The organism is Paenibacillus cisolokensis (assembly GCF_050481165.1).
GTDB classification, from domain to species: Bacteria; Bacillota; Bacilli; order Paenibacillales; family Paenibacillaceae; genus Paenibacillus_AH; species Paenibacillus_AH cisolokensis.
Window position 1 is genome coordinate 37896 of the sequence record NZ_JBCNFP010000093.1, and the last position, 19471, is coordinate 57366.

Consider the following 19471-nt stretch of genomic DNA (forward strand, 5'->3'; position numbering starts at 1 on the left):
CATCGATAAGGAGGAGAAATGGATGAATACGGTTGACAGCGTTTCCAACCTGGTCGGAAGCGGTTCGCATGTTTACGAGGCGAATTCGAACTGGGCGAAGCTTCCGGATTCGATTCGGCTTGGCTATACGCACGGCATCGTCACCGATGCGCAGGATAACGTCTATCTGTTTCATACCAACCGTCCGAGCGTCGTCAAATTCGACCCGGAAGGGAACTACATTTCTTCATGGGGCGACGAGTATGCCGGGGGGGCGCACGGCTTTTACCTTCACCGGGAAAGCGGCGGCGAATTTTTGTATTTGACCGATACGAGCAGAGGGCTGCTCGTCAAGACGACGCTTGACGGGGAGAAGGTGCTGGAGCTCGGAACGCCGGACCTGCCGGGCATATACGATGACGATCACCGCTATGTGCCGACCGACGCCGCCGTCGCGCCGAACGGAGACATTTACGTCACCGACGGCTACGGCCAGAACTGGATTCACCGCTATTCGTCGGACGGCACTTATATTTCCTCTTTCGGCGGCACCGGCAGCGAGCCGGGCAAGCTGTCCTGTCCGCACGGCATCAGCATCGACACGAGAAACGGGGAACCGGAGCTGTATGTCGCCGACCGGAGCAATCACCGGATTCAGGTTTTGACGCTGGACGGCGCGCACAAACGGTTTATCGACGAAAATATGGATATGCCTTGCAGCTTTTTTATTTTCGGCGATGAGCTTTACTTTCCGGACCTGCACAGCCGCGTTACGATTTTCGACCGCAACGACAAGCTGATTACCCATCTGGGCGAGGATCAGCAGGCTTACAAGCAGGAAGGCTGGCCGAACTTGCCGGAATCGTACTTCCGCCCGAACCGGTTCAGTTCTCCGCACGGCGTATGCGTCGACTCGAAAGGGGACGTATACGTGGCGGAATGGACGGTGAACGGACGGGTGACGAAGCTGACGCGCGTTCGGCACAAATAAGATCGAGCGGAAACGAAACCGGACGAACGGCTTCGCCCCGAATGGAATGGCGAATTCGGCCATGAAGCCCCCGCCACTTACAAGTGGTTTTGGGGCTTTTTGGCGTGTCTGTCGGCGCCAAACCGCCGCAGCATGGGCAACGCTATGAATGTAAGCGATTTCATATTTATGGCGCGATCCGACATGTTTTTGGCGGAAACCGCAATGAGCCCCCGTACCGTTTTCCACTAGAATGAACACTAGCAAGCGCGATTCATAGGAAGACCGGAAGCAGACCAATCGTGGGAGGAATAGGGATGACGGTAAAAGCGGCAGTGGTCGGCGTCGGCAATATCGGCTCGATCCATGCGGACGTTTACAATGGGCATCCGCAGGCGGAATTGGTGGCGGTTTGCGACATCGTGAAGGAGAAAGCGGATGCCGCCGCGCGGAAATTCGGATGCCGCGCTTTTTACAGCGTGGAGGAAATGATCGGAAGCGGCATCGAAATCGATGCCTGCAGCGTCGCGACCAAAGGGGAAGAAAACGGCGGCGAGCATTACGAGCCGACGATGCGGCTGCTCGAAGCGGGCATACCGGTGCTCGGGGAGAAGCCGATATCCAACCGGATCGACGAAGGCGAACGAATGGTGGAACTGGCCCGATCCAAAAAAATTCCGTACGGGGTCAACCTGAACCACCGCTTCACGCCTGCCGCGCTGAAAGCGAAAGGCTGGGTGGAGGAAGGCAGGCTCGGCAAGCTTCACATGATCAATATGCGCATGTGGATCAACAACCCGGTGGAGACGTCGCCGTGGTTTCATCTGCGGGCGCTGCATCCGCATTCGTTCGACGTCATTCGCTACTTCTGCGGCGACGTGAAGCGGGTCGCGGCGTTCATGATGAAGGGCGAGGGCCGCTCCATCTGGTCCAACGCGCAAGTGCTGCTCGAATTTCGGAACGGGGCGATCGGCAACCTGGTCGGCAGCTACGACGCCGGCGGCAGCTACGGGCTCGAGCAGTGCGACGTTGTCGGCTCCAAAGGGCGCTTCGTGCTGACCGATGCTTGCGAACACCTTACGTTTTATCCGCGCCGCAGCATCGAAACGGAAACGTACAGCTATCTCGGCGGGATGCGTTCGTTCTCGGAAACGTTCAAGAGCCGGATCGGCTCATGGATCGAGCAGATCGCGGCGGGCGAGCCGTACGACCGGATCGACGGTTCCGGCGAAGACGCGCTGAAGGCGCAATACATTATCGAGGCGGCAATTCGTTCCTGGGAAACGGGTACGATCGTCGAATTGGATTTTTAATTCGGGAGGTGCGAACATGATCAAGCTGGGCGTCAACACGGTCCTGTTCAAAGATTTCGATGTCGAAACGGCCCTTCGCCATATTGCGCGATGCGGTTACGACGGGGCGGAGCTGTCCGCCATCAAAGGGATGTGCGAGCATCTCGAGCTCGACCGCTGGCAGGAGCAGGCGGAAACGATCAAGTCGATCTCGGACGAATGCGGCATCGGATTGCTGTCCATGGAGGTCGCGTCGCTCGACGAAGCGCGGCTGACCAAAGCGTTCGAGGCGGCGGCCGCTCTCGGCATCCCGATCGTCAACGTCGGGCCCGGCGGAAAGAGCAATGCAGAGGAAGACTTGGCGCAGTCGATCGCCACGCTTGCGCGCCTTTCCGCGCTTGCCCATTCCTATGGCGTCACGCTGTGCGTCAAGGCGCATGTCGGGAACGCGATCTACAATACGCCGACGACGCTGCGGGCGATGGCGGCGATCCAAAATCCCGGTTTCGGCATCGATATGGACCCGAGCCATGTGTACCGCGCCGGCGAAAATCCGGAGGAAGCGCTGCCGCAAGTGCTCTCGCGCGTGAAGCATATCCACATTCGCGATTGCAAAGGGCGCACGGCCGGGCCCGGCGACATCTTCAACCAGGCATGCGGACGCGGGGACATCGATCTGGCCGCTTACTGCAAAGCGATGGTCGACGGCGGCTACGACGGACCGGTCTGTCTGGAGGTGATCGGCGCGAGGGGGCATTCGCTGGCCGAGGTGTCGATTGTGGCGGCCGAAAGCTACGGCTACCTGAACGCCTGTCTGAATCGTCTCGGCGCCAGACCGTCCGACGTTTCGACTTATGTCATTTGAAGCGAGAAGCGATTTCGCAAAAAGGAGTTGGGTCCGAATATGGGAAAATCCGAGCTGTCCGGACGCCGAAAACCGAACCTGCTGTTTCTCGGCGTCGATAGCCTGCGCCGCGATCATATGAGCGGTTACGGCTATGCCAAGCTTACGACGCCGCATATCGACCGTTACGCGCAGGGCGGCGTTCTCTTCGAAAACCATTTTAGTCCCAGTGTACCGACAACGCCGGGCTATGCTTCGATGCTGACCGGCATGGATTGCTTCGGCACCGATGTCGTGGCGCTTCGCCATAACGGCGGATTGGGCGGGCATGTGAAAACGTTGGCGGAAGTGCTGAACGATAACGGCTACAATACGACATGCATCGGATTTACCGGCAATCCGTCGTCGCGCGGCTTCCAGACCTATCTCGATTACGAAGGCTGGGCGGCCGATCCGGGAGGGAGGAGCCCGAAGGCGGAAAATATGAACCGCGTGGCGATTCCGGAGCTGAAGCGGCTCGTCGCCGCCGACAAGCCGTTCTTTCTGTTTCTCCGGCATATGGACCCGCATTCGCCGTATTTGCCTCCGCAGCCGTTCGACCGGCTGTTCTACGACGGCGAAGAGTTCAGTGCGGAGAACGATTCGCTGGACGCGCTGTACCGCTTCGAGCCTTTCGCCAACTATTTCCGGTCCTGGTTTCCGGAGGGCTGCACCGACGCGCGTTATATCGACGCCCAGTACGACGGCGCGCTTGCGTATATGGACGCCTGCATCGGCCGGCTGTTCACGGTTTTGGAGGAGCTCGGCCTGGAGGAAGAGACGCTTGTCGTCATCACGTCCGATCACGGGGAAACGTTGAACGAGCATGATTGCTACTACGATCATCACGGCCTGTATGAAACGAATCTGGTCGTGCCGCTGATCCTGAGATTTCCGGGCAAAGTGCCGGCCGGCGTGCGCTGCGCCGACTACACGCAAATCAAGGACATTATGCCAACCGTTCTGGAGCTGCTCGGCATCGAGTCCGGCATCGGCTTCGACGGCTCCAGTCTCGTGCCCCGCATGTTCGGGCAGCGCGGCAAGGTCGAGCCCGAATTTTACATAACCGAATGCACCTGGATGCGCAAGCACGGCTGGAGAACGCCGGAGTGGAAGCTGATCGTGGCGCTGGAGCCGGATTTTCATTTCAAACCGGCTGTCGAGCTGTACAATCTGATTCGGGATCCGCAGGAGCTTCGCAACGTGGCAGAGGAAGAGCCGGAAGTCGTCGCCATGCTGAGAAGCCGGATGGAAGCCCATATCCGCAAACGGGAAAGCGAGACGGGACGAACGAATCCGATGTATACGAATTTGAACTGGCACGGTCTCGGCACCGGACCGTTCGAGTCGTCGGAGCAGGCATATGCGTCGCTGCGCATCGGTTCGGTGAGCAACGCCAGACAGCTGCAGGAGAAATACCGGAAGAAAGGGCGCAGGGTCACATCATGATCAAAGCGGCGGTTATCGGACTGAATCATATCGGCCTGATTCATTGCGGAGTCTATTCCGACAACCCGGACGTCCGTCTCGTCGCGGTATGCGATTTGCGCGGCGATTTGGCCGAGCGGGCGGCGGAGCGGTTTCACGCGAAAGCGTATACGAGCGTGCCGGAAATGCTGGCCGCCGAAGAAATCGATCTCGTCAGCGTGGCGACCGGCGGGCTGGAGAACGGCTCCCATCATCGGGAGCCGGCGCTGCAGGCGATCGAGGCCGGCAAAGACGTCCTGGTCGAGAAGCCGATTTCCAACCGGCTGCGCGAGGCGAAGGAAATGGTGGAAGCGGCCGGGCGCAAAGGGGTACGGCTTGCCTGCAATTTGAACCATCGCTTCGTGCCGGCCGCGCTCAAGGCGAAGTCGTGGATCGACAAGGGAGATCTGGGCACCCTGCTGTTCCTGAATATGAGGCTTACGATCGGCAATCCGAACGAGTCGACGCCCTGGATCCATTTGCGCGCGCTGCATCCGCACTCGTTCGATGTGCTCCGTTATTTCGGCGGAGATGTATCGCGGGTGCAGTCGTTTTTGACGCGGGCGCCGGGGCGCGGCGTCTGGTCGACGGCCTCGATCAATCTCGAATTTGCGTCGGGCGCCGTCGGCCATCTGACCGGAAGCTACGACATGTTCGGCGGGCATCCGATCGAGCGTTGCGAAGCGGCCGGAACGGGCGGGCGATTCGTGCTCGACAATGTGTACGAGCGGCTGACTTTTTATCCGAAGGATCGCGAGGAACTGCGGGTTTTCCGCAACTCCATCATGTCGGGCGCCCGCGGGTTCCATGACACGTTCCGCTACCGGCTCAACGCTTTCGTGCAGGAGATCAAGGATGACGTTCCCCTTGACCGGATCGCCGGCTCGGGAGCGGACGCGCTGGCGGTGCAGCGCATCATTGAAGCGGCGATTCTGTCTCACCGGGAGAACGGCTCGCCGGTGCGCGTGGACGAAGTCGGCGACGACACGCCGGAGGGAGAGGAATAGGAAGAATGGATGGATGTGTCGTATGGTTTACGGGCCTGTCGGGCTCCGGCAAAACGACGACGGCGAGCGAATTGCTCGGCTTGCTGCGCGGCGCCGGCGTCCGCGCGGAGCTGCTCGACGGCGACGAGCTGCGCAAGACGATTTGCAAAGATCTCGGCTTCAGCCGCGAAGGCCGTCTGGAGAATATCAGAAGAGTGGCGTTCGTCGCCGAACTGCTCGCCCGCAACGGCGTCGTCGCGCTCGTCTCGGCCATTACTCCGTATCGCGAAATGCGGGAGCATGCAAGGTCGGCCATCGGCCGCCGCTATATCGAAGTGTATGTCGAATGCCCTCTGGAGGAATGCGAACGGCGCGACGCGAAAGGGCTGTACGCCAGGGCGAGAAAAAACGAGATCGAGCGCTTCACCGGAGTTTCCGATCCGTATGACGTCCCGGAATCGCCGGACGTCGTCATTCGTACGCAGGATTTTTCGGTCGCAGACAACGCCCGGACCGTCCTCGACTTTCTGAGAGCCCGTGGATGGTTGCCGGCCCATGTGGAGGGATGCGTATGAAAATCGTCTTCGTCTCGCTGGACACCTTGCGCGCCAGCAGGCTCGGCGCTTACGGGTACGGCAAGCCGACTAGCCCCTATCTGGACCGGATCGCCTCGCAAGGGGTGCTGTTCAAGCGGGCATACGCCGCCGACATTCCGACGGAGGTGGCGCATACCGGCATTTTTACCGGAAAGGTCGGCTTGACGACCGGCGTCGTCGCACACGGCTCCGAGCTGACGAGCCTGCCCCGCTCGGTCGGTTGGCTGCCCGCCATGCTGTTCGGCGCAGGCTTGACGACGGCGGCGATCGACAACCTGTACCAGTTGAAGGAATGGTTCGCACGCGGCTATCGCTACTATATCAATTCGTCCGGCCGCCAGCGCTGGATCGACGGTCGTACGGTCAACGAGCTGGCGAAGGCGTGGCTGAACGAGCACGCCGGCGAAGATTTTTTTCTCTTCCTGCATTATTGGGATCCGCATACGCCTTACCTGCCTCCGGAGAAGTATGTGTCCCGTTTCTACGACGCGGGGCGCGACCCGCGCGATCCGGCCAACCGGAGTATGGAGCGGGCGTACAACAACGGCGCTTATCCGTTTTTCAAATACCATCATTACGACCTGCTGGGTCCCGTTACCGACGCCGAATATATCAACGCGCTGTACGACGCGGAAATCCGCTATCTCGACGATTTGCTGCAGGAGCTGGACGAGACGCTGGAGCGGCTCGGCATCCGGGATGATACGCTGCTTATGCTGTTCGGCGACCACGGCGAAAGCCTGACCGAGCACGACATTTTTTGGGATCATTGCGGTCTCTACGAGCATACGGTCCGCGTCCCGCTCATTATGCGTTGGCCGGGACGGATACCGGCCGGCAGAAGCGTGAGCGGACTCGTGCAGCAGGTCGATATGATGCCGACGCTGCTGGAGGCAGCGGGGCTGCCGGTTCCGGACGGGCTGGACGGCCGCAGCCTGTGGCCGGCTATCCGGGGCGAAGCTTCCGGCGCGCACGATACGATTTATTTGAGCGAGTGCGCCTGGCAGGCGGCCCGCGGCATAACCGACGGCTCCTATAAGCTGATCGTGACGTACGATCCCGGCCCGTTCAAGCGTCCGCCCCGGGAGCTGTATCATCTCGAAGCCGATCCGGACGAGACGGTCAATCTGGCTGAAACGATGCCGGCCCTTGCCGACCGGATGGAACGGCAGCTGAACGACTGGGTGGCCGGCAAGCTGGCGGGCCGACGCGATCCGATGCTTGCGCAACTGGAAGCCGGTCTGCCGTTTCGCAAGCGCCTTCAGACGATTCTGGGGCAGTTCGGCTTCACGTGGGAGGATTGGTGGAACAATCCGGCGCGGGAGCGGTTCGACGAGGCGATGGAGCGGTCGCGGATGAACGGGGGTAAAGGCGCATGACGCGGCGGCCGAATGTGCTGGTCATCATGAGCGATCAGCATCGTTACGATTGTACGGGCGCAAGCGGCCGGTATCCGGTGCGAACGCCGAACATCGACCGACTGGCGGAAGAAGGCGTCTGGTTCGCCAACGCCTATACGCCGATTCCGGTATGCGGTCCGGCCAGACAATCCTTCGTCTGCGGACGCCGTCCGGAAAGCTTCGGCGCCCTCTGGAATGCCGGTCTTGGGCTGCCGGTCGGAAGTCTGGCCCCGGATGCGTATTCGTGGGCGCGGGACCTGCAGCAAGCCGGATACGCCACCGCTTATATCGGCAAATGGGACGTCCATCCGGACGCCGATCCGACCGCGTTCGGCTACGGCCGCTATGTCGATGCCGAGCGGGAATATGCGGCATACCGGCGGCTGAGGCACCCGGATATCCGGCTCGAAGGCGGCTGGCGCGGCGAGACGGACCCGGTACCGCTCGCCGATTCCCGCACCCATTGGCTGGCAGACCGGGCGCGCCGGATGCTGCGCGAGCTGTCGGAGGCGGACGGTCCCTGGCATCTGAGGGTCAATTTCGCGGAGCCCCATCTGCCGTGCCGCCCGTCCGAGCCGTTCGCCAGCCAGTACAATCCGGCCGATGTCCCGCCATGGGGGAGCTTCGGCGACACGCTGTCGGGCAAGCCTTATATTCAGCGGCAGCAGCTTGTCAATTGGGGAGTGCAGCACGCCGGCTGGGACGAATGGGCGCCCGTCGTCGCGCGGTATTACGGCATCGTCAGCCAGATGGACGACGCTGTCGGTCTGCTGCTGGACGCGCTGAAAGAGCAGGGCGAAGAAGACAATACCGTCGTCGTGTATACGTCCGATCACGGGGATATGTGCGGTGGCCACGGCATGATGGATAAGCATTACGTGCTCTACGACGATGTCGTCCGCGTACCGCTTGCCATCCGCTGGCCGGGCGTCGCGAAGCCCGGAACGGTATGCGGCGCCTTCGTCTACAACCATCTCGATCTGCCGCCGACGCTGCTCGATCTGCTGGGCTTGCCGCTGCCGCCCCATTTGCACGGACGCTCCATGCGGCCGCTGCTCGAAGGCGAGGTGCCGGACGATTGGCGGTCATTCGCCGTATCGACATCCAACGGGCAGCAGTTCGGCCTGTTCGCACAGCGGATGATCCGTACGGCGGATTGGAAATATATCTGGAACCCGACCGATACCGACGAGCTGTACGATCTGCAAAATGACCCGCACGAAAGGGAAAACCGGATCGCCGGTCCCGGTTGCGGGAAGATCCTCAGCGCGCTGAGGCGGGAGCTGCTTGGCGAGCTCAGGCGCACCGGCGACGGTCTCGTTGCCGGACATTGGCTGGAAGGCCAGCTGCTTCGCGGGGAGAAGCTGTAAGCCGGCATCCGCTGTTGCAAGCGTTTTCCCGAATTTTGTCCGATCCTGTCATCTGATAACCTGACCTGTTCCGGTTCAGTGGCAGCACATCGGTTCCGATTTGAGAAGCAGAGCGTTCATTCGCGTCATCCATTTTGCCGGGAAAGGAGTGTTGGCATGCGCACAACATGCTGTACCGGGACGTACCGCCGTATTCGTCCGCGGGATGGGCCGGGATGCGAAGCGGCATAGTTACCGAAGCAAGCACGGACAAAGTGATCGCAGCTAGCACCGTCATAGTGGCCGAAACAAACACGGACATCGTGACCGAAGCAAGCACGGGCATCGTGATCGCAGCTAACAGATGCGAAATGGTGTTTCCCGGGAACAAACATTTTAATGAAGGGGGATGCATGTGAAAACAAGGAGCACGATAACCATTGCGTGGGTGCTGGTCCTCGCACTCGCCGTGACTACCGCATTGGCCGGTTGCAGCGGTTCGCCTGCGCCGCAGGACGCGGAACGATCGGCCGACAACGGCGCTGCCGGAGAGACGGAAGGCAGCAAAGGGGAGGATGGCGGCGACAAGGGCGAACCTGCGCCCGTCGTCGACGTGTCGACGATTACGGAATTTCAGCAGTCGCCATCGCTCGAAGGCAAAGATTTGCCGCCGGTCAAGGACCGTCTGCCGGAAGTGCCGAAGCTGACGAATGAAATGCCGGCATCGATGCTGAACTACGAGATTGGCCGATACGGCGGCACGCTGCGCACGGTCACCTCGGTCATCGACTGGGACGCCGACGTCTTCGTCATGAACAACGAGCCGCTGCTCAACACGCCCGGCATTCTGGGTGAAGAAATTACCGGCAATGTGCTGGAAGGCTACGAAATGAGCGAAGATGAGAAGGTATTCACGTTCAAAATGCGCAAAGGGCTCAAATGGTCCGACGGCGAGCCGGTCACGACGGAGGATGTCCGTTTCACCATCGAGGACATTCTGTTCAACAAGGAGTTGACGCCGATCTTCCCGGCCTATCTCCACTCCGGAGGCAAGGCGACCGGAACGCCGATGAAGTTCGAACTGGTCGACGAATATACGTTCAAAATATCGTTTGACGAGCCGTACGGCGGGCTGCTTATCCGACTCGCCATTCAAGGCTGGAGAGGATACCAGCAATTTATCCGCCCGGCCCACTACCTCAAGAAGTTCCACGTCAAATATACGCCGCTTGAACAACTGGAGCCCGAAATCCGGAAAGCCGGCTTCAAAAAGGGCGAGTGGGTCAACCTCTTTAACGACAAAGATATCATCAACACCGAGCTGACCAACAAGAAAGCGATCGGTTTCCCGGTGCTGACCCCGTGGATGATTGTGAAATCGACCCAGACGACCGCGACCTTCGAACGAAACCCGTACTATTTCAAAATCGATTCGGCCGGCAACCAGCTGCCGTATATCGACAGCATTCAAAGCACGCTCGTGCAGGACATCGAAATGGTGACGCTCAAAACGATCTCCGGCGAAGTAGACTTTTCCCGCGAATCGGCGGCGCTCGTCAAAATGCCGCTGTACAGGGAAAACGAGAAAAACGGCTACAAGGCGCTGCTTGCCAACATGCATGTCACGCCGACGGATATTTTCCTCAATCTGACCCACAAAGATGAGACGTGGCGGAAAGTGACGCAGGACGTCCGATTCCGCCAGGCGCTCAATATGGCGCTCAACCGCGACGAAATCATCGATGCGATCTATTACGGCTTCGCCGTCCCGTCGAAATTCCAGGATTCCGCCTTCGATCTCGAAGCTGCGAACAAGCTGCTCGACGACATGGGTATGACAAAAGGAAGCGACGGCTTCCGCGTCGGTCCCGACGGCAAGAAGTTTACGATCCCGTTCGAAGTCGGCGCGCAGGCGCCGGACATTGTCCCGCTTACCGAACTGGTATCGGAGATGTGGAAGCAGCTCGGACTGGATGTCACGATGAAGGTGATCGACTCTACGCTGTGGGGCAAGCGTCGCGAAGCGAACGAATTGAAGGCGACGATGATCTGGACGCATACGCCGCTCTGGTATATGAGCGATTGGGGGCAAGGCTACTGGGGGACGCTCTGGGAAATGTATCACAGCTCGGGCGGCAAGAAGGGAGAGAAGCCGCCGGCGAACGTGCAGGAGCTGTACGATCTGATCGATCAGGCAGCGATCGCCAATCCGACCGACGCCCAGGCGATCATCGAGCAGGTAAAGCAGAAGATGGGCGAAGAGCTGTTCTATTTCGTCCATATCGGAGACGTGAAGCAGCCGCTGATCGTGAACGGGAAACTTCGCAACATCCCGGGCGAGGAAGGGTTCGCCATTGCGACGAACTTCAGCGGCGAGCAGTTTTTCTTCGCGGATTGACGCAGATCATTCGGACAGGGGCCGGGATCGCCGCGCGATCCGGCCCTCGCCTGCGCCCCGATGGCGGCCGCTTAGGCGGAGCCGGTTGAAACCTGTGCGCCGGCAGCCGCCGCACATCGCGGCGGGCATTCGCCGCAATAGCGCCGATTCGGCGGACTTGCGTCCGACAGATCGGCGAAACCGCCGTCCGTGCGCAGAATGACGAAGGAGGGTTCGGATGCTTAACTATATCGCATACCGTGTGCTGCAGCTTATACCGCTGCTGCTCGCCATCAGCGTGATCGTTTTCGTCATCATCCAGCTTCCGCCCGGCGACTTTCTCAGCACCTACATCCAGCAGCTGGAATTGTCCGGCAACGATGTGAGCGAAAGCGCCATTCTTAGCCTGAAAGCCCAATACGGCCTGGACCAGCCGATGTATATGCAATATCTTCTCTGGATCAAAAATATTGTGCTGCACGGTGACCTCGGTCGATCGTTCCAATGGAATCAGCCGGTTTCCGAAGTAATCGGCGATAGGCTGCTGCTGACGATCATCATTTCGGTCATCTCCCTTATTTTCGTCTGGGCGGTCGCCATTCCGATCGGCATCTATTCCGCAACGCACCAGTATTCGATTCTGGACTACGTGTTTACGTTCATCGGCTTTATCGGCCTTGCGGTGCCGGGATTTCTGATCGCTCTCGTGCTCGTCTACATCGTCTTCGTCAATACCGGGGTGTCGATGACCGGTCTGTTCTCGCCCGAATTCCAGGATGCGCCGTGGAGCATCGACAAGGTGCTCAATATGCTGCCCCGCCTTGTGCTGCCGGTCGTCATTATCGGCTTGTCGGGGACGGCCAGCCTGATCCGCGTCATGCGCGGCATGCTGCTCGACGAGCTCTCCAAGCAGTACGTCATTACGGCGCGCGCCAAAGGGGTGGAGGAGCGCAAGCTTCTGTTCAAATATCCGGTCCGCATGGCGATCAATCCGCTTATCAGCACGATCGGGTGGACGCTGCCGGCGCTGATTTCCGGGGAAGCGATCGTCTCGATCGTTCTGAATACGCCGACGACGGGCCCGATGCTCCTGAAGGCGCTCATGTTCCAGGATATGTATCTGGCCGGAAGCTTCCTGCTCATCCTGAGCGTATTGACCGTCATCGGGACGCTGTTATCCGATATATTGCTGGCATGGCTCGATCCGCGCATCCGGTTCGGGGGGGTGGCGGAATGAGCACGGTGCTGGAAAAGACGGACAAGCGCGGCATCGGGATAAGCCGGCGCAGCCGCAGGCGCAGGGACGAGCAAGGGGCGTACGAAGTGGCGTCCCAATGGCAGCTGATGTGGTGGAAATTCCGCAAGCACAAGCTGGCGATGGCTTCCGCCGTCATTTTGCTGCTGATGTATCTGACGGCCGCGTTCTGCGAATTTTTGTCGCCGACGCTGCCGGCGCAGCGGTTTACCGAGTATAAAAACGCGCCTCCGCAAACGGTCCGGTTTTACGACAAGGAGAGCGGCTTCTCCTTCAGGCCGTTCGTATACGACATGAAAATGGAGGTGGATACGAAGACGTTCCGCCGCACGTTCCAGGCCGACACGTCGAAGAAATATCCGATCCACTTCTTCGTCAGAGGCGAGCCTTACAAGCTGTGGGGGTTGTTCAAGACGGACATCCACCTGTTCGGGACGAAGGAAGCGGGCGCTCCGCTCTTTCTGATGGGCACCGACGATCTGGGGCGGGACCTGTTTACCCGTATTTTGTACGGCGCCAGAGTGTCGCTGTCGTTCGGCATACTCGGCATTATTCTGACGCTGGTGCTCGGCCTGCTGCTCGGCGGCATATCGGGCTATCTCGGCGGCGTGACGGATACGGTCATCCAGCGCGCGATCGACCTCCTGATCTGCCTGCCGACGATCCCGCTCTGGATGGCGCTTGCGGCGGCACTGCCGCGAAGCTGGTCCGCGCTCGACATCTACATGGGGATGATCGTCATCTTCTCCATTATCGGCTGGACCGGGCTGGCGCGCGTCGTCCGCGGCAAAATATTGTCGCTGCGCGAAGAGGACTTCACGATGGCGGCGCGTCTTGCGGGAGCGAGCGATATACGCATCATCCGCAAACATCTGCTTCCCTCGTTCGCCAGCTACATCATCGTCAATACGACGTTGGCGATTCCGGGCACCATTCTCGGCGAAACGTCGCTCAGCTTTCTCGGCCTCGGCTTGCAGGCGCCCGTCGTCAGCTGGGGCGTACTGCTGAAGGATGCGCAAAATCTGGAGACGCTTGCCCATCATCCGTGGCTGCTCTGGCCGGCGTTTTTCATCGTGCTGACGGTGCTCATGTTCAATTTTCTCGGCGACGGCCTGCGCGACGCGGCCGATCCTTACAAATAGGAGGGGAGCGGCGTGACTGTTCGGGCGAGAGAGGAATTTGTGAAGCCGGCGTCCGGCCGGGAAGATGCCGTCATGGAAGTGAAAAACTTGAAGGTGCATTTTCAACTGGACGAAGGCTTGCTGAAAGCGGTTGACGGGGTCGATCTGACCATTCGCCGCGGCCGGACGCTCGGTATCGTCGGCGAGAGCGGGTGCGGCAAAAGCGTCACATCGCAGGCGCTGCTGCGCATCGTGCCGGCTTCCGGCAAGGTGGAAGGGGAAATTCTGCTCTATCCGAGCGACCAGAGCAAAATCGACGGGATCGACATTCCGGACGGCGATCCGGTCGATCTTGTCGGACTGGACGGCAAAGGCCGGACGATCCGGAGCATTCGCGGCGGCGAAATCGCGATGATATTCCAGGAGCCGATGAAGGCGTTCTCGCCGATTCATACGATCGGCGATCAGATTATGGAAGCGATTCTGCTGCACAAAACCGCGAACAGGAAGGAAGCGTACGACATCGCGCTGGAGACGCTGCGCAAAGTCGGCATGTCCAACCCGGAACAGCGGATGGGCGAATACCCGCACCAGCTCTCCGGTGGCATGCGCCAGCGCGCGATGATCGCAATGGCGCTCTCCTGCGAGCCTTCCATTCTGATCGCCGACGAGCCGACGACCGCGCTCGATGTTACGGTGCAGGCGCAGGTGCTGCAACTGATCAACGAGCTGCGGGACCATACCGGCACCTCGGTCATTTTCATCACGCACGATCTGGGCGTGATTGCGGAAATGTCGGATGAGGTGGCCGTCATGTATCTCGGCAAAGTCGTCGAGTATACGGACGTCGACACGCTGTTTTACGGGCCGAAGCATCCGTATACGAAGGCGCTGCTCAACTCGATCCCTTCGGTGGCAAGGCGGGACAGACTGGAATCGATCGAAGGGACGGTGCCGTTTCCGATGAATTTGCCGCCGGGCTGCGGCTTTTATTCCCGTTGTCCGCTTGCCGAGGACGGCGTGTGCAACGCCGGCGACATCCCGCTGCGGGAGATCGCCCGCGGGCATCGCGTCCGCTGCGTAAAGGCCGAACAAGTTTGAAGGAGGCGCTGGCATGAGCGAAGCGAAGCAGATCATTCTCGAAGTTACCGGCATGAAAAAATATTTCCCGATCAAAAAAGGTTTTTTCAAGCGGACGGCCGGATCGGTCAAAGCGGTGGACGATGTGCACTTCTATATTCGGGAGGGCGAGACGTTCGGGCTGGTCGGCGAGTCCGGCTGCGGCAAGACGACGCTCGGCCGCTGCATTCTGCGCGCGATCGAGCCGTCGGACGGAAAGACGCACTTCCGGGACCGGACAGGCAACATGGTCGATCTGAATACGCTCGACAGCCGCCGGCTGCGGGCGTTCCGGCGGGATATTCAGCTTATTTTCCAGGACCCGTATTCGTCGCTTAACCCGCGGATGACGGTGCTGGGCATCGTGGGCGAACCGCTTGTATGCAACAAGCTGGCCGGCGGCGAGAAGCTGAAGGAGCGGGTGCGGGAGCTGATGGAGATGGTCGGACTCGACAGCCGGCATCTCGAGCGCTATCCGCACGCCTTCAGCGGCGGCCAGCGGCAGCGCATCGGCATCGCCCGGGCGCTCGCGACGAACCCGCGCTTTATCGTCTGCGACGAGGCGGTGAGCGCGCTCGATGTCAGCGTGCAGGCGCAAATTTTGAATTTGCTGCAGGATTTGCAGCGAAAGCTCGGTCTCAGCTACCTGTTCATCTCCCATGATCTCGGGGTCATTCAGCATATTTCCGACCGTGTCGGCGTCATGTATGTCGGACGGATGGTGGAAACTGCGCGAACCGGACAACTGTTCGCCAGACCCCGTCATCCGTACACCGAAGCGCTGCTCTCGGCCAAGCCGTTGCCCGATCCGCGGCGCAAGGCGGAGCGCATCATTCTGAGCGGCGAGGTGGCCAACCCGGCGAATCCGCCTTCCGGCTGCTACTTTCATCCGCGCTGCCCGTATGCGACGGATATATGCCGGATGGAAAAGCCGCCCTGGCGGGCGGTCGGAGATGACCATTATGTCGCCTGCCACCGGACCGACGAGCTCGAATTGCGGGGGGCGGCGACATGAGACTGATCTTGGCCGCCATGCTCGTCTTTGCCGTATCGATCGTTCTGATCATGCTGGGCGGCGTCTGGCTCGCGCAGACGGTCATGAAGCGGACGATCGGCAAACGGCACGAAGCGCTCGATACGATTATGCGAACCGGAGCGCCGCCTGCGGATTGGCTGGATACGATGCCGGCGGGCCGAATCGAGCGCGAGCTTGACCGTCTGGCGGCTTATGTCCGCAGGACGAGGCTGGTTGACGGCGAGGAGACGCGCCGGCAGCTGATCGAGCGTTTGCGGCAGGCGAAGTTGGCGGGGAAAGGATGAATAGGGCCATGGACGCGCTGATCGAGAAGGAAAGACGCAAGGCGCGCGCGGCGATTCTGTCGTGGCTGCTCGTCATCGTGCCGGCGGGAATCGGGCTGGCTATCTGGTTTACGCTGCGCTCGCTCGTGCTGCACGCGCTGATCGTCTTCGAGGTAAGCGCATGGGCCTGGCAGGCATACGACCAGTTTTCGTTCGTATTTTTCGGATTCGTATGGCTGGCGCTTGTATTCGTATACCAATACATGCTTTACAAGCAGGGGATGAAGGGCCGGATGGGCGCTTCCTTCCGGAGGCTGACCGCGGCGATGACGGCGGTGCTCCTCGCGGCGCAGCTGCTCTTGTACGCAATAGGCGGAACGGATATGAGCGTGCGGACCGCCTTCATGATGGCGGCGGAAGCGATGATCTTCGCCGCCCTGCTGACGGCGCGCGGCAGAGCCGCCGGCAAAGCCGGAACGGCATCGGCAAGCGAAGAGCGAAAGGATGGTGCGTAAGCGAATGGATATTGGCGTCGTATCGAGAAGTTTCCCGCAGCTGACCAACGAGGAAGCGGCCGGTCTGCTTGCGGCGAACGGGTTCAGATGGACGGAGCTCTGTTTCTCGCAAACCGATTCGAAATATTGGGTATATAACGGACGTTCGGATTTGTCGGGGATGACGGACGGAGAAAGCCGCCGGATTGTCGAGACGTACCGGCGTCACGGCATCGAGGTGGCGGCGCTCGGCGTATTTACGAATTTGATCGAACCGGACGACGTGGAGCTCGAACGGAATATCGCCTACTTCGAGCGGCATATGGAGCTTGCGGCGCTGAACGGCATTCCGTGTGTGGCGACCGAATGCGGCTTCGTTCACGGCAGCAGGGGCATTATCGCCGAGCTCTACGAAAGCCGCTTCGCCAGACTTGCGGACAGCCTCCGCCGGTTGACGGCGCTGGCCGAGCGTTACGGCGTCGATTTGGCTTTGGAGCCTTGCGTGCTCGATGTCGTGCCGAGCGCGAAGCGGATGGCCGATTTGATCGCGCAGGTCGGCTCGCGGCGCTTGAAGGTGCTGCTTGATCCGGCGAACCTGATCGCCAACAGCTCGGAGGACGACATGTTCCGCTATTTGGCCCCCCATATCGCCTATTTTCACGGCAAGGACCGCAAGGTGAACGACGCCTACGGCCGGGCGGTAGGCGACGGCGACATCGACTGGAGCCGTTTTCTCGATCTCTATCATAGCCATACGGAGGGGGTTCCGTTTATACTGGAATATGTAAACATCGATAATTTTTGTGCGATTCGGGATCGGGTGCTGCAGGCCGACAAAAGTCGGTAAATCGCATAGATGTAAAGCCGTTTTCCTCTTGGATGAGATCAGACCGCTTTCAGCGGATGAAACAGGGAGGGAAGATGATGGAAGAACGTCTTGCGCTAAACGATTTTTTGCGGGAGTACCGTTTTCCTTTTTATATCATTCAATGCACGCACAACGACCGGAACGTGCCGAATATGCACAGCCACGATTTCGTCGAGCTCGTATACGTCGTCAGAGGCGAGGCGGAGCATTGCTTCGAGGGCGACTGCTATCCGCTGTGCGCCGGCGATGTGTTCATTATCAATCCGAACGAAGCGCATACGTTCCGGATCGAGAAGGGCAAGGAAATTGAAATTATCAATTGCCTGTTCCAGCCCGATCTCATCCATAACAGCTGTCTTCGGGAGCTTGGCGTGGATGATTCGATGGATTATTTCTACGTGCAGCCGTTTATGAGCCACTCGGAGCGGTTCTATCACAAGCTGCAGCTTCGCGAGCGGGAGACGTCGGACGTGCTGCGGCTGCTGCAGGGAATGCTGGATGAATGGCAGGCGAAAAAATCCGGCTACCGGACGGTCATTCGCCTGAAGCTGGTCGATCTGTTTATTCTGCTGTCCCGCGTGTACAAGGAAAGTCTGAACGAAGGCAGGGAATCGACGAAGCGCTCGTCGCACCATATGCTCGTCCGGCGGATCAACGGATTTCTGGAGCGGCATTACGACGAGAAGCTGAATATCAATCATCTGAGCACGCTGTTTAATATCAGCACGAGGCAGTTGAACCGCATCTTCAAACAGGAAATGGCGATCACCGTCATCGAGCGCATTCACCAGATTCGCATCGAGCATGCCAAGCAAATGTTGAAGGAGAGCGACGAGAAGGTGATTCATGTGGCCCACAAGGTCGGATACGACGATCCGGCGTTTTTCAGCCACCTGTTTCGCCGGTATGTCGGCTGCTCGCCGGGCAAATACCGCGCGCACGGGAGTTGAGCGCTCGGCCGCAAGCTGTGGCCGCACCGGCCGGCTTGCGGCCGAAACGGACCGACGCCGGTCGGCTTGCGGGCTGACCGGCGTCGATCCGTTGGAACGGCGGGTTAAGAGGAACGGACTTCGAGATTGCGGTTGTAGACGACCGGGAATCCGGCGCCGGTCAAAATTTCACCCGGCTTCACTTCGATATGCGCTTCCATCGGGTGGCGGCCGGTCGGCTCGAAGCGGGTATGGCCCGGCATGTAATGGACGGCGATGGCGCGGCGCTTCCGCGCGGAACGGTTATGCGGGCTGCCGTGCCACGTCATGCAATGATGATAGCCGACCTGGCCTTTCTTGATCTCGAACGGCACCGCCTTGATGACCGCGCCGCTCGGCAGACGTTCCGGACGTTTGTGCACGGGCATGAAGTTCTCGTCGCTCGTCAGATCGGCCTGGTGATTGCCCCATTTGTGGCTTCCGGGCACCATCCACATGCAGCCGTTCTCGATCGTCGCGTCATCGAGCGCCACCCAGGCGCTGACGAGATCGGCGGGCTGAATGATCGGCCATGCGGGATGGTCCTGGTGCCACGCCGTCGGTCCTCCGGTCACCGGAGGCTTGTATTGGATCTGATCGTGCCAGATGCGGAGCGTGTCGGTACGGCACAGCTGGGCGACTTCCTCGCACAGCTTCGGATTGGCCGCGTGCTGGAAGAAGGCGTCGCTCGCCATCCAGATGTTGACGATTTGAACGACCGTCTCGCGCTTGGACATCGACATGCCGTATTCGCTGTTTCCGTCCAGCAGGTTCCGGTTCAGCACCGGTTTTTTGACCGATTTGCCGTTCATGACGAGATCCAGCTCCTCGCGCAGCTTGTCGACTTCCTCGTCGCTTAACACGATGTCGCCTTTGATGAAACCGTTCTCGTCAAATTCGCGAATCTGCTCTTGCGTTAGCATGCTCGATCACCTTTCTTTGTTTTGGAATGGTTTCTGCATTCAGCATAGCAGGGAACGGACCGCATTTCGTTACAGAATCGGCAAGATAGATTGCATTTTTCACAGATTGTTGCGAACATGTGCGA

18 protein-coding genes are annotated in these 19471 nt (G+C 59.8%); 17 read left to right on the plus strand and 1 reads right to left on the minus strand.

Annotation, left to right across the window (positions count from 1 at the left end; all coding sequences use genetic code 11):
- Positions 1-22 precede the first annotated feature (22 nt).
- The 17 genes from ABEV74_RS15500 to ABEV74_RS15580 all read left to right on the plus strand — a co-directional run bounded on the left by ABEV74_RS15500 (position 23) and on the right by ABEV74_RS15580 (position 18405).
- Complete coding sequence (locus ABEV74_RS15500; RefSeq protein ID WP_213530764.1) at positions 23-970, plus strand: NHL repeat-containing protein; 948 nt, start codon at positions 23-25, stop codon at positions 968-970.
- A 296-nt stretch (positions 971-1266) separates the two neighbouring features.
- Positions 1267-2262, plus strand: coding sequence for a Gfo/Idh/MocA family protein (locus tag ABEV74_RS15505; RefSeq protein WP_430147260.1), 996 nt, complete (start codon positions 1267-1269; stop codon positions 2260-2262).
- Between the two features lie 16 nt (positions 2263-2278).
- Positions 2279-3106: a sugar phosphate isomerase/epimerase family protein gene (locus tag ABEV74_RS15510; protein ID WP_430147263.1), complete on the plus strand. Its 828-nt coding sequence runs from the start codon at positions 2279-2281 to the stop codon at positions 3104-3106.
- A gap of 39 nt (positions 3107-3145) precedes the next feature.
- Entirely contained in the window at positions 3146-4573 is a 1428-nt protein-coding gene (locus ABEV74_RS15515; RefSeq protein ID WP_430147266.1) for a sulfatase family protein, read from the plus strand.
- Entirely contained in the window at positions 4570-5598 is a 1029-nt protein-coding gene (locus ABEV74_RS15520) for a Gfo/Idh/MocA family protein (RefSeq protein WP_430147269.1), read from the plus strand. Before ABEV74_RS15515 ends, ABEV74_RS15520 begins: the two co-directional genes overlap by 4 nt.
- 5 nt (positions 5599-5603) lie before the next feature.
- Positions 5604-6152, plus strand: coding sequence for an adenylyl-sulfate kinase (gene cysC, locus ABEV74_RS15525; protein ID WP_430147272.1), 549 nt, complete (start codon positions 5604-5606; stop codon positions 6150-6152).
- On the plus strand, positions 6149-7552 hold the full coding sequence (locus ABEV74_RS15530) for a sulfatase family protein (protein ID WP_430147275.1): 1404 nt from the start codon (positions 6149-6151) through the stop codon (positions 7550-7552). Before cysC ends, ABEV74_RS15530 begins: the two co-directional genes overlap by 4 nt.
- Positions 7549-8943 carry a sulfatase family protein gene (locus ABEV74_RS15535; protein ID WP_430147278.1) on the plus strand — a complete coding sequence of 465 codons (1395 nt, stop codon included), beginning with the start codon at positions 7549-7551 and terminating at the stop codon, positions 8941-8943. The genes ABEV74_RS15530 and ABEV74_RS15535 overlap by 4 nt, the downstream gene beginning before the upstream one ends.
- A 394-nt stretch (positions 8944-9337) precedes the next feature.
- Positions 9338-11320 carry an ABC transporter substrate-binding protein gene (locus ABEV74_RS15540; RefSeq protein WP_430147281.1) on the plus strand — a complete coding sequence of 661 codons (1983 nt, stop codon included), beginning with the start codon at positions 9338-9340 and terminating at the stop codon, positions 11318-11320.
- Between the two features lie 217 nt (positions 11321-11537).
- Positions 11538-12536, plus strand: a complete 999-nt coding sequence (locus ABEV74_RS15545) for an ABC transporter permease (protein WP_062493247.1) — start codon at positions 11538-11540, stop codon at positions 12534-12536.
- Positions 12533-13696 (plus strand): ABC transporter permease, encoded by a 1164-nt coding sequence (locus tag ABEV74_RS15550; protein ID WP_430147283.1) that lies wholly within the window; start codon positions 12533-12535, stop codon positions 13694-13696. The genes ABEV74_RS15545 and ABEV74_RS15550 overlap by 4 nt, the downstream gene beginning before the upstream one ends.
- A gap of 12 nt (positions 13697-13708) precedes the next feature.
- The gene (locus ABEV74_RS15555) at positions 13709-14776 is read left to right on the plus strand and encodes an ABC transporter ATP-binding protein (protein WP_430147286.1); all 1068 of its coding nucleotides are present in this window, start codon (positions 13709-13711) and stop codon (positions 14774-14776) included.
- Between the two features lie 13 nt (positions 14777-14789).
- Positions 14790-15809: an ABC transporter ATP-binding protein gene (locus ABEV74_RS15560; RefSeq protein WP_430147288.1), complete on the plus strand. Its 1020-nt coding sequence runs from the start codon at positions 14790-14792 to the stop codon at positions 15807-15809.
- Positions 15806-16114, plus strand: coding sequence for a hypothetical protein (locus tag ABEV74_RS15565; RefSeq protein WP_430147290.1), 309 nt, complete (start codon positions 15806-15808; stop codon positions 16112-16114). Before ABEV74_RS15560 ends, ABEV74_RS15565 begins: the two co-directional genes overlap by 4 nt.
- A gap of 8 nt (positions 16115-16122) precedes the next feature.
- Complete coding sequence (locus ABEV74_RS15570; protein ID WP_430147292.1) at positions 16123-16608, plus strand: hypothetical protein; 486 nt, start codon at positions 16123-16125, stop codon at positions 16606-16608.
- Between the two features lie 4 nt (positions 16609-16612).
- On the plus strand, positions 16613-17434 hold the full coding sequence (locus ABEV74_RS15575) for a sugar phosphate isomerase/epimerase family protein (protein ID WP_430147294.1): 822 nt from the start codon (positions 16613-16615) through the stop codon (positions 17432-17434).
- 74 nt (positions 17435-17508) lie between these two features.
- Positions 17509-18405, plus strand: coding sequence for a helix-turn-helix domain-containing protein (locus ABEV74_RS15580; RefSeq protein WP_430147297.1), 897 nt, complete (start codon positions 17509-17511; stop codon positions 18403-18405).
- A 104-nt stretch (positions 18406-18509) separates the two neighbouring features.
- Here the strand turns inward: ABEV74_RS15580 and ABEV74_RS15585 are convergent, their stop codons facing one another.
- Entirely contained in the window at positions 18510-19346 is an 837-nt protein-coding gene (locus tag ABEV74_RS15585) for a phytanoyl-CoA dioxygenase family protein (protein ID WP_062493241.1), read from the minus strand.
- Positions 19347-19471 lie beyond the last annotated feature (125 nt).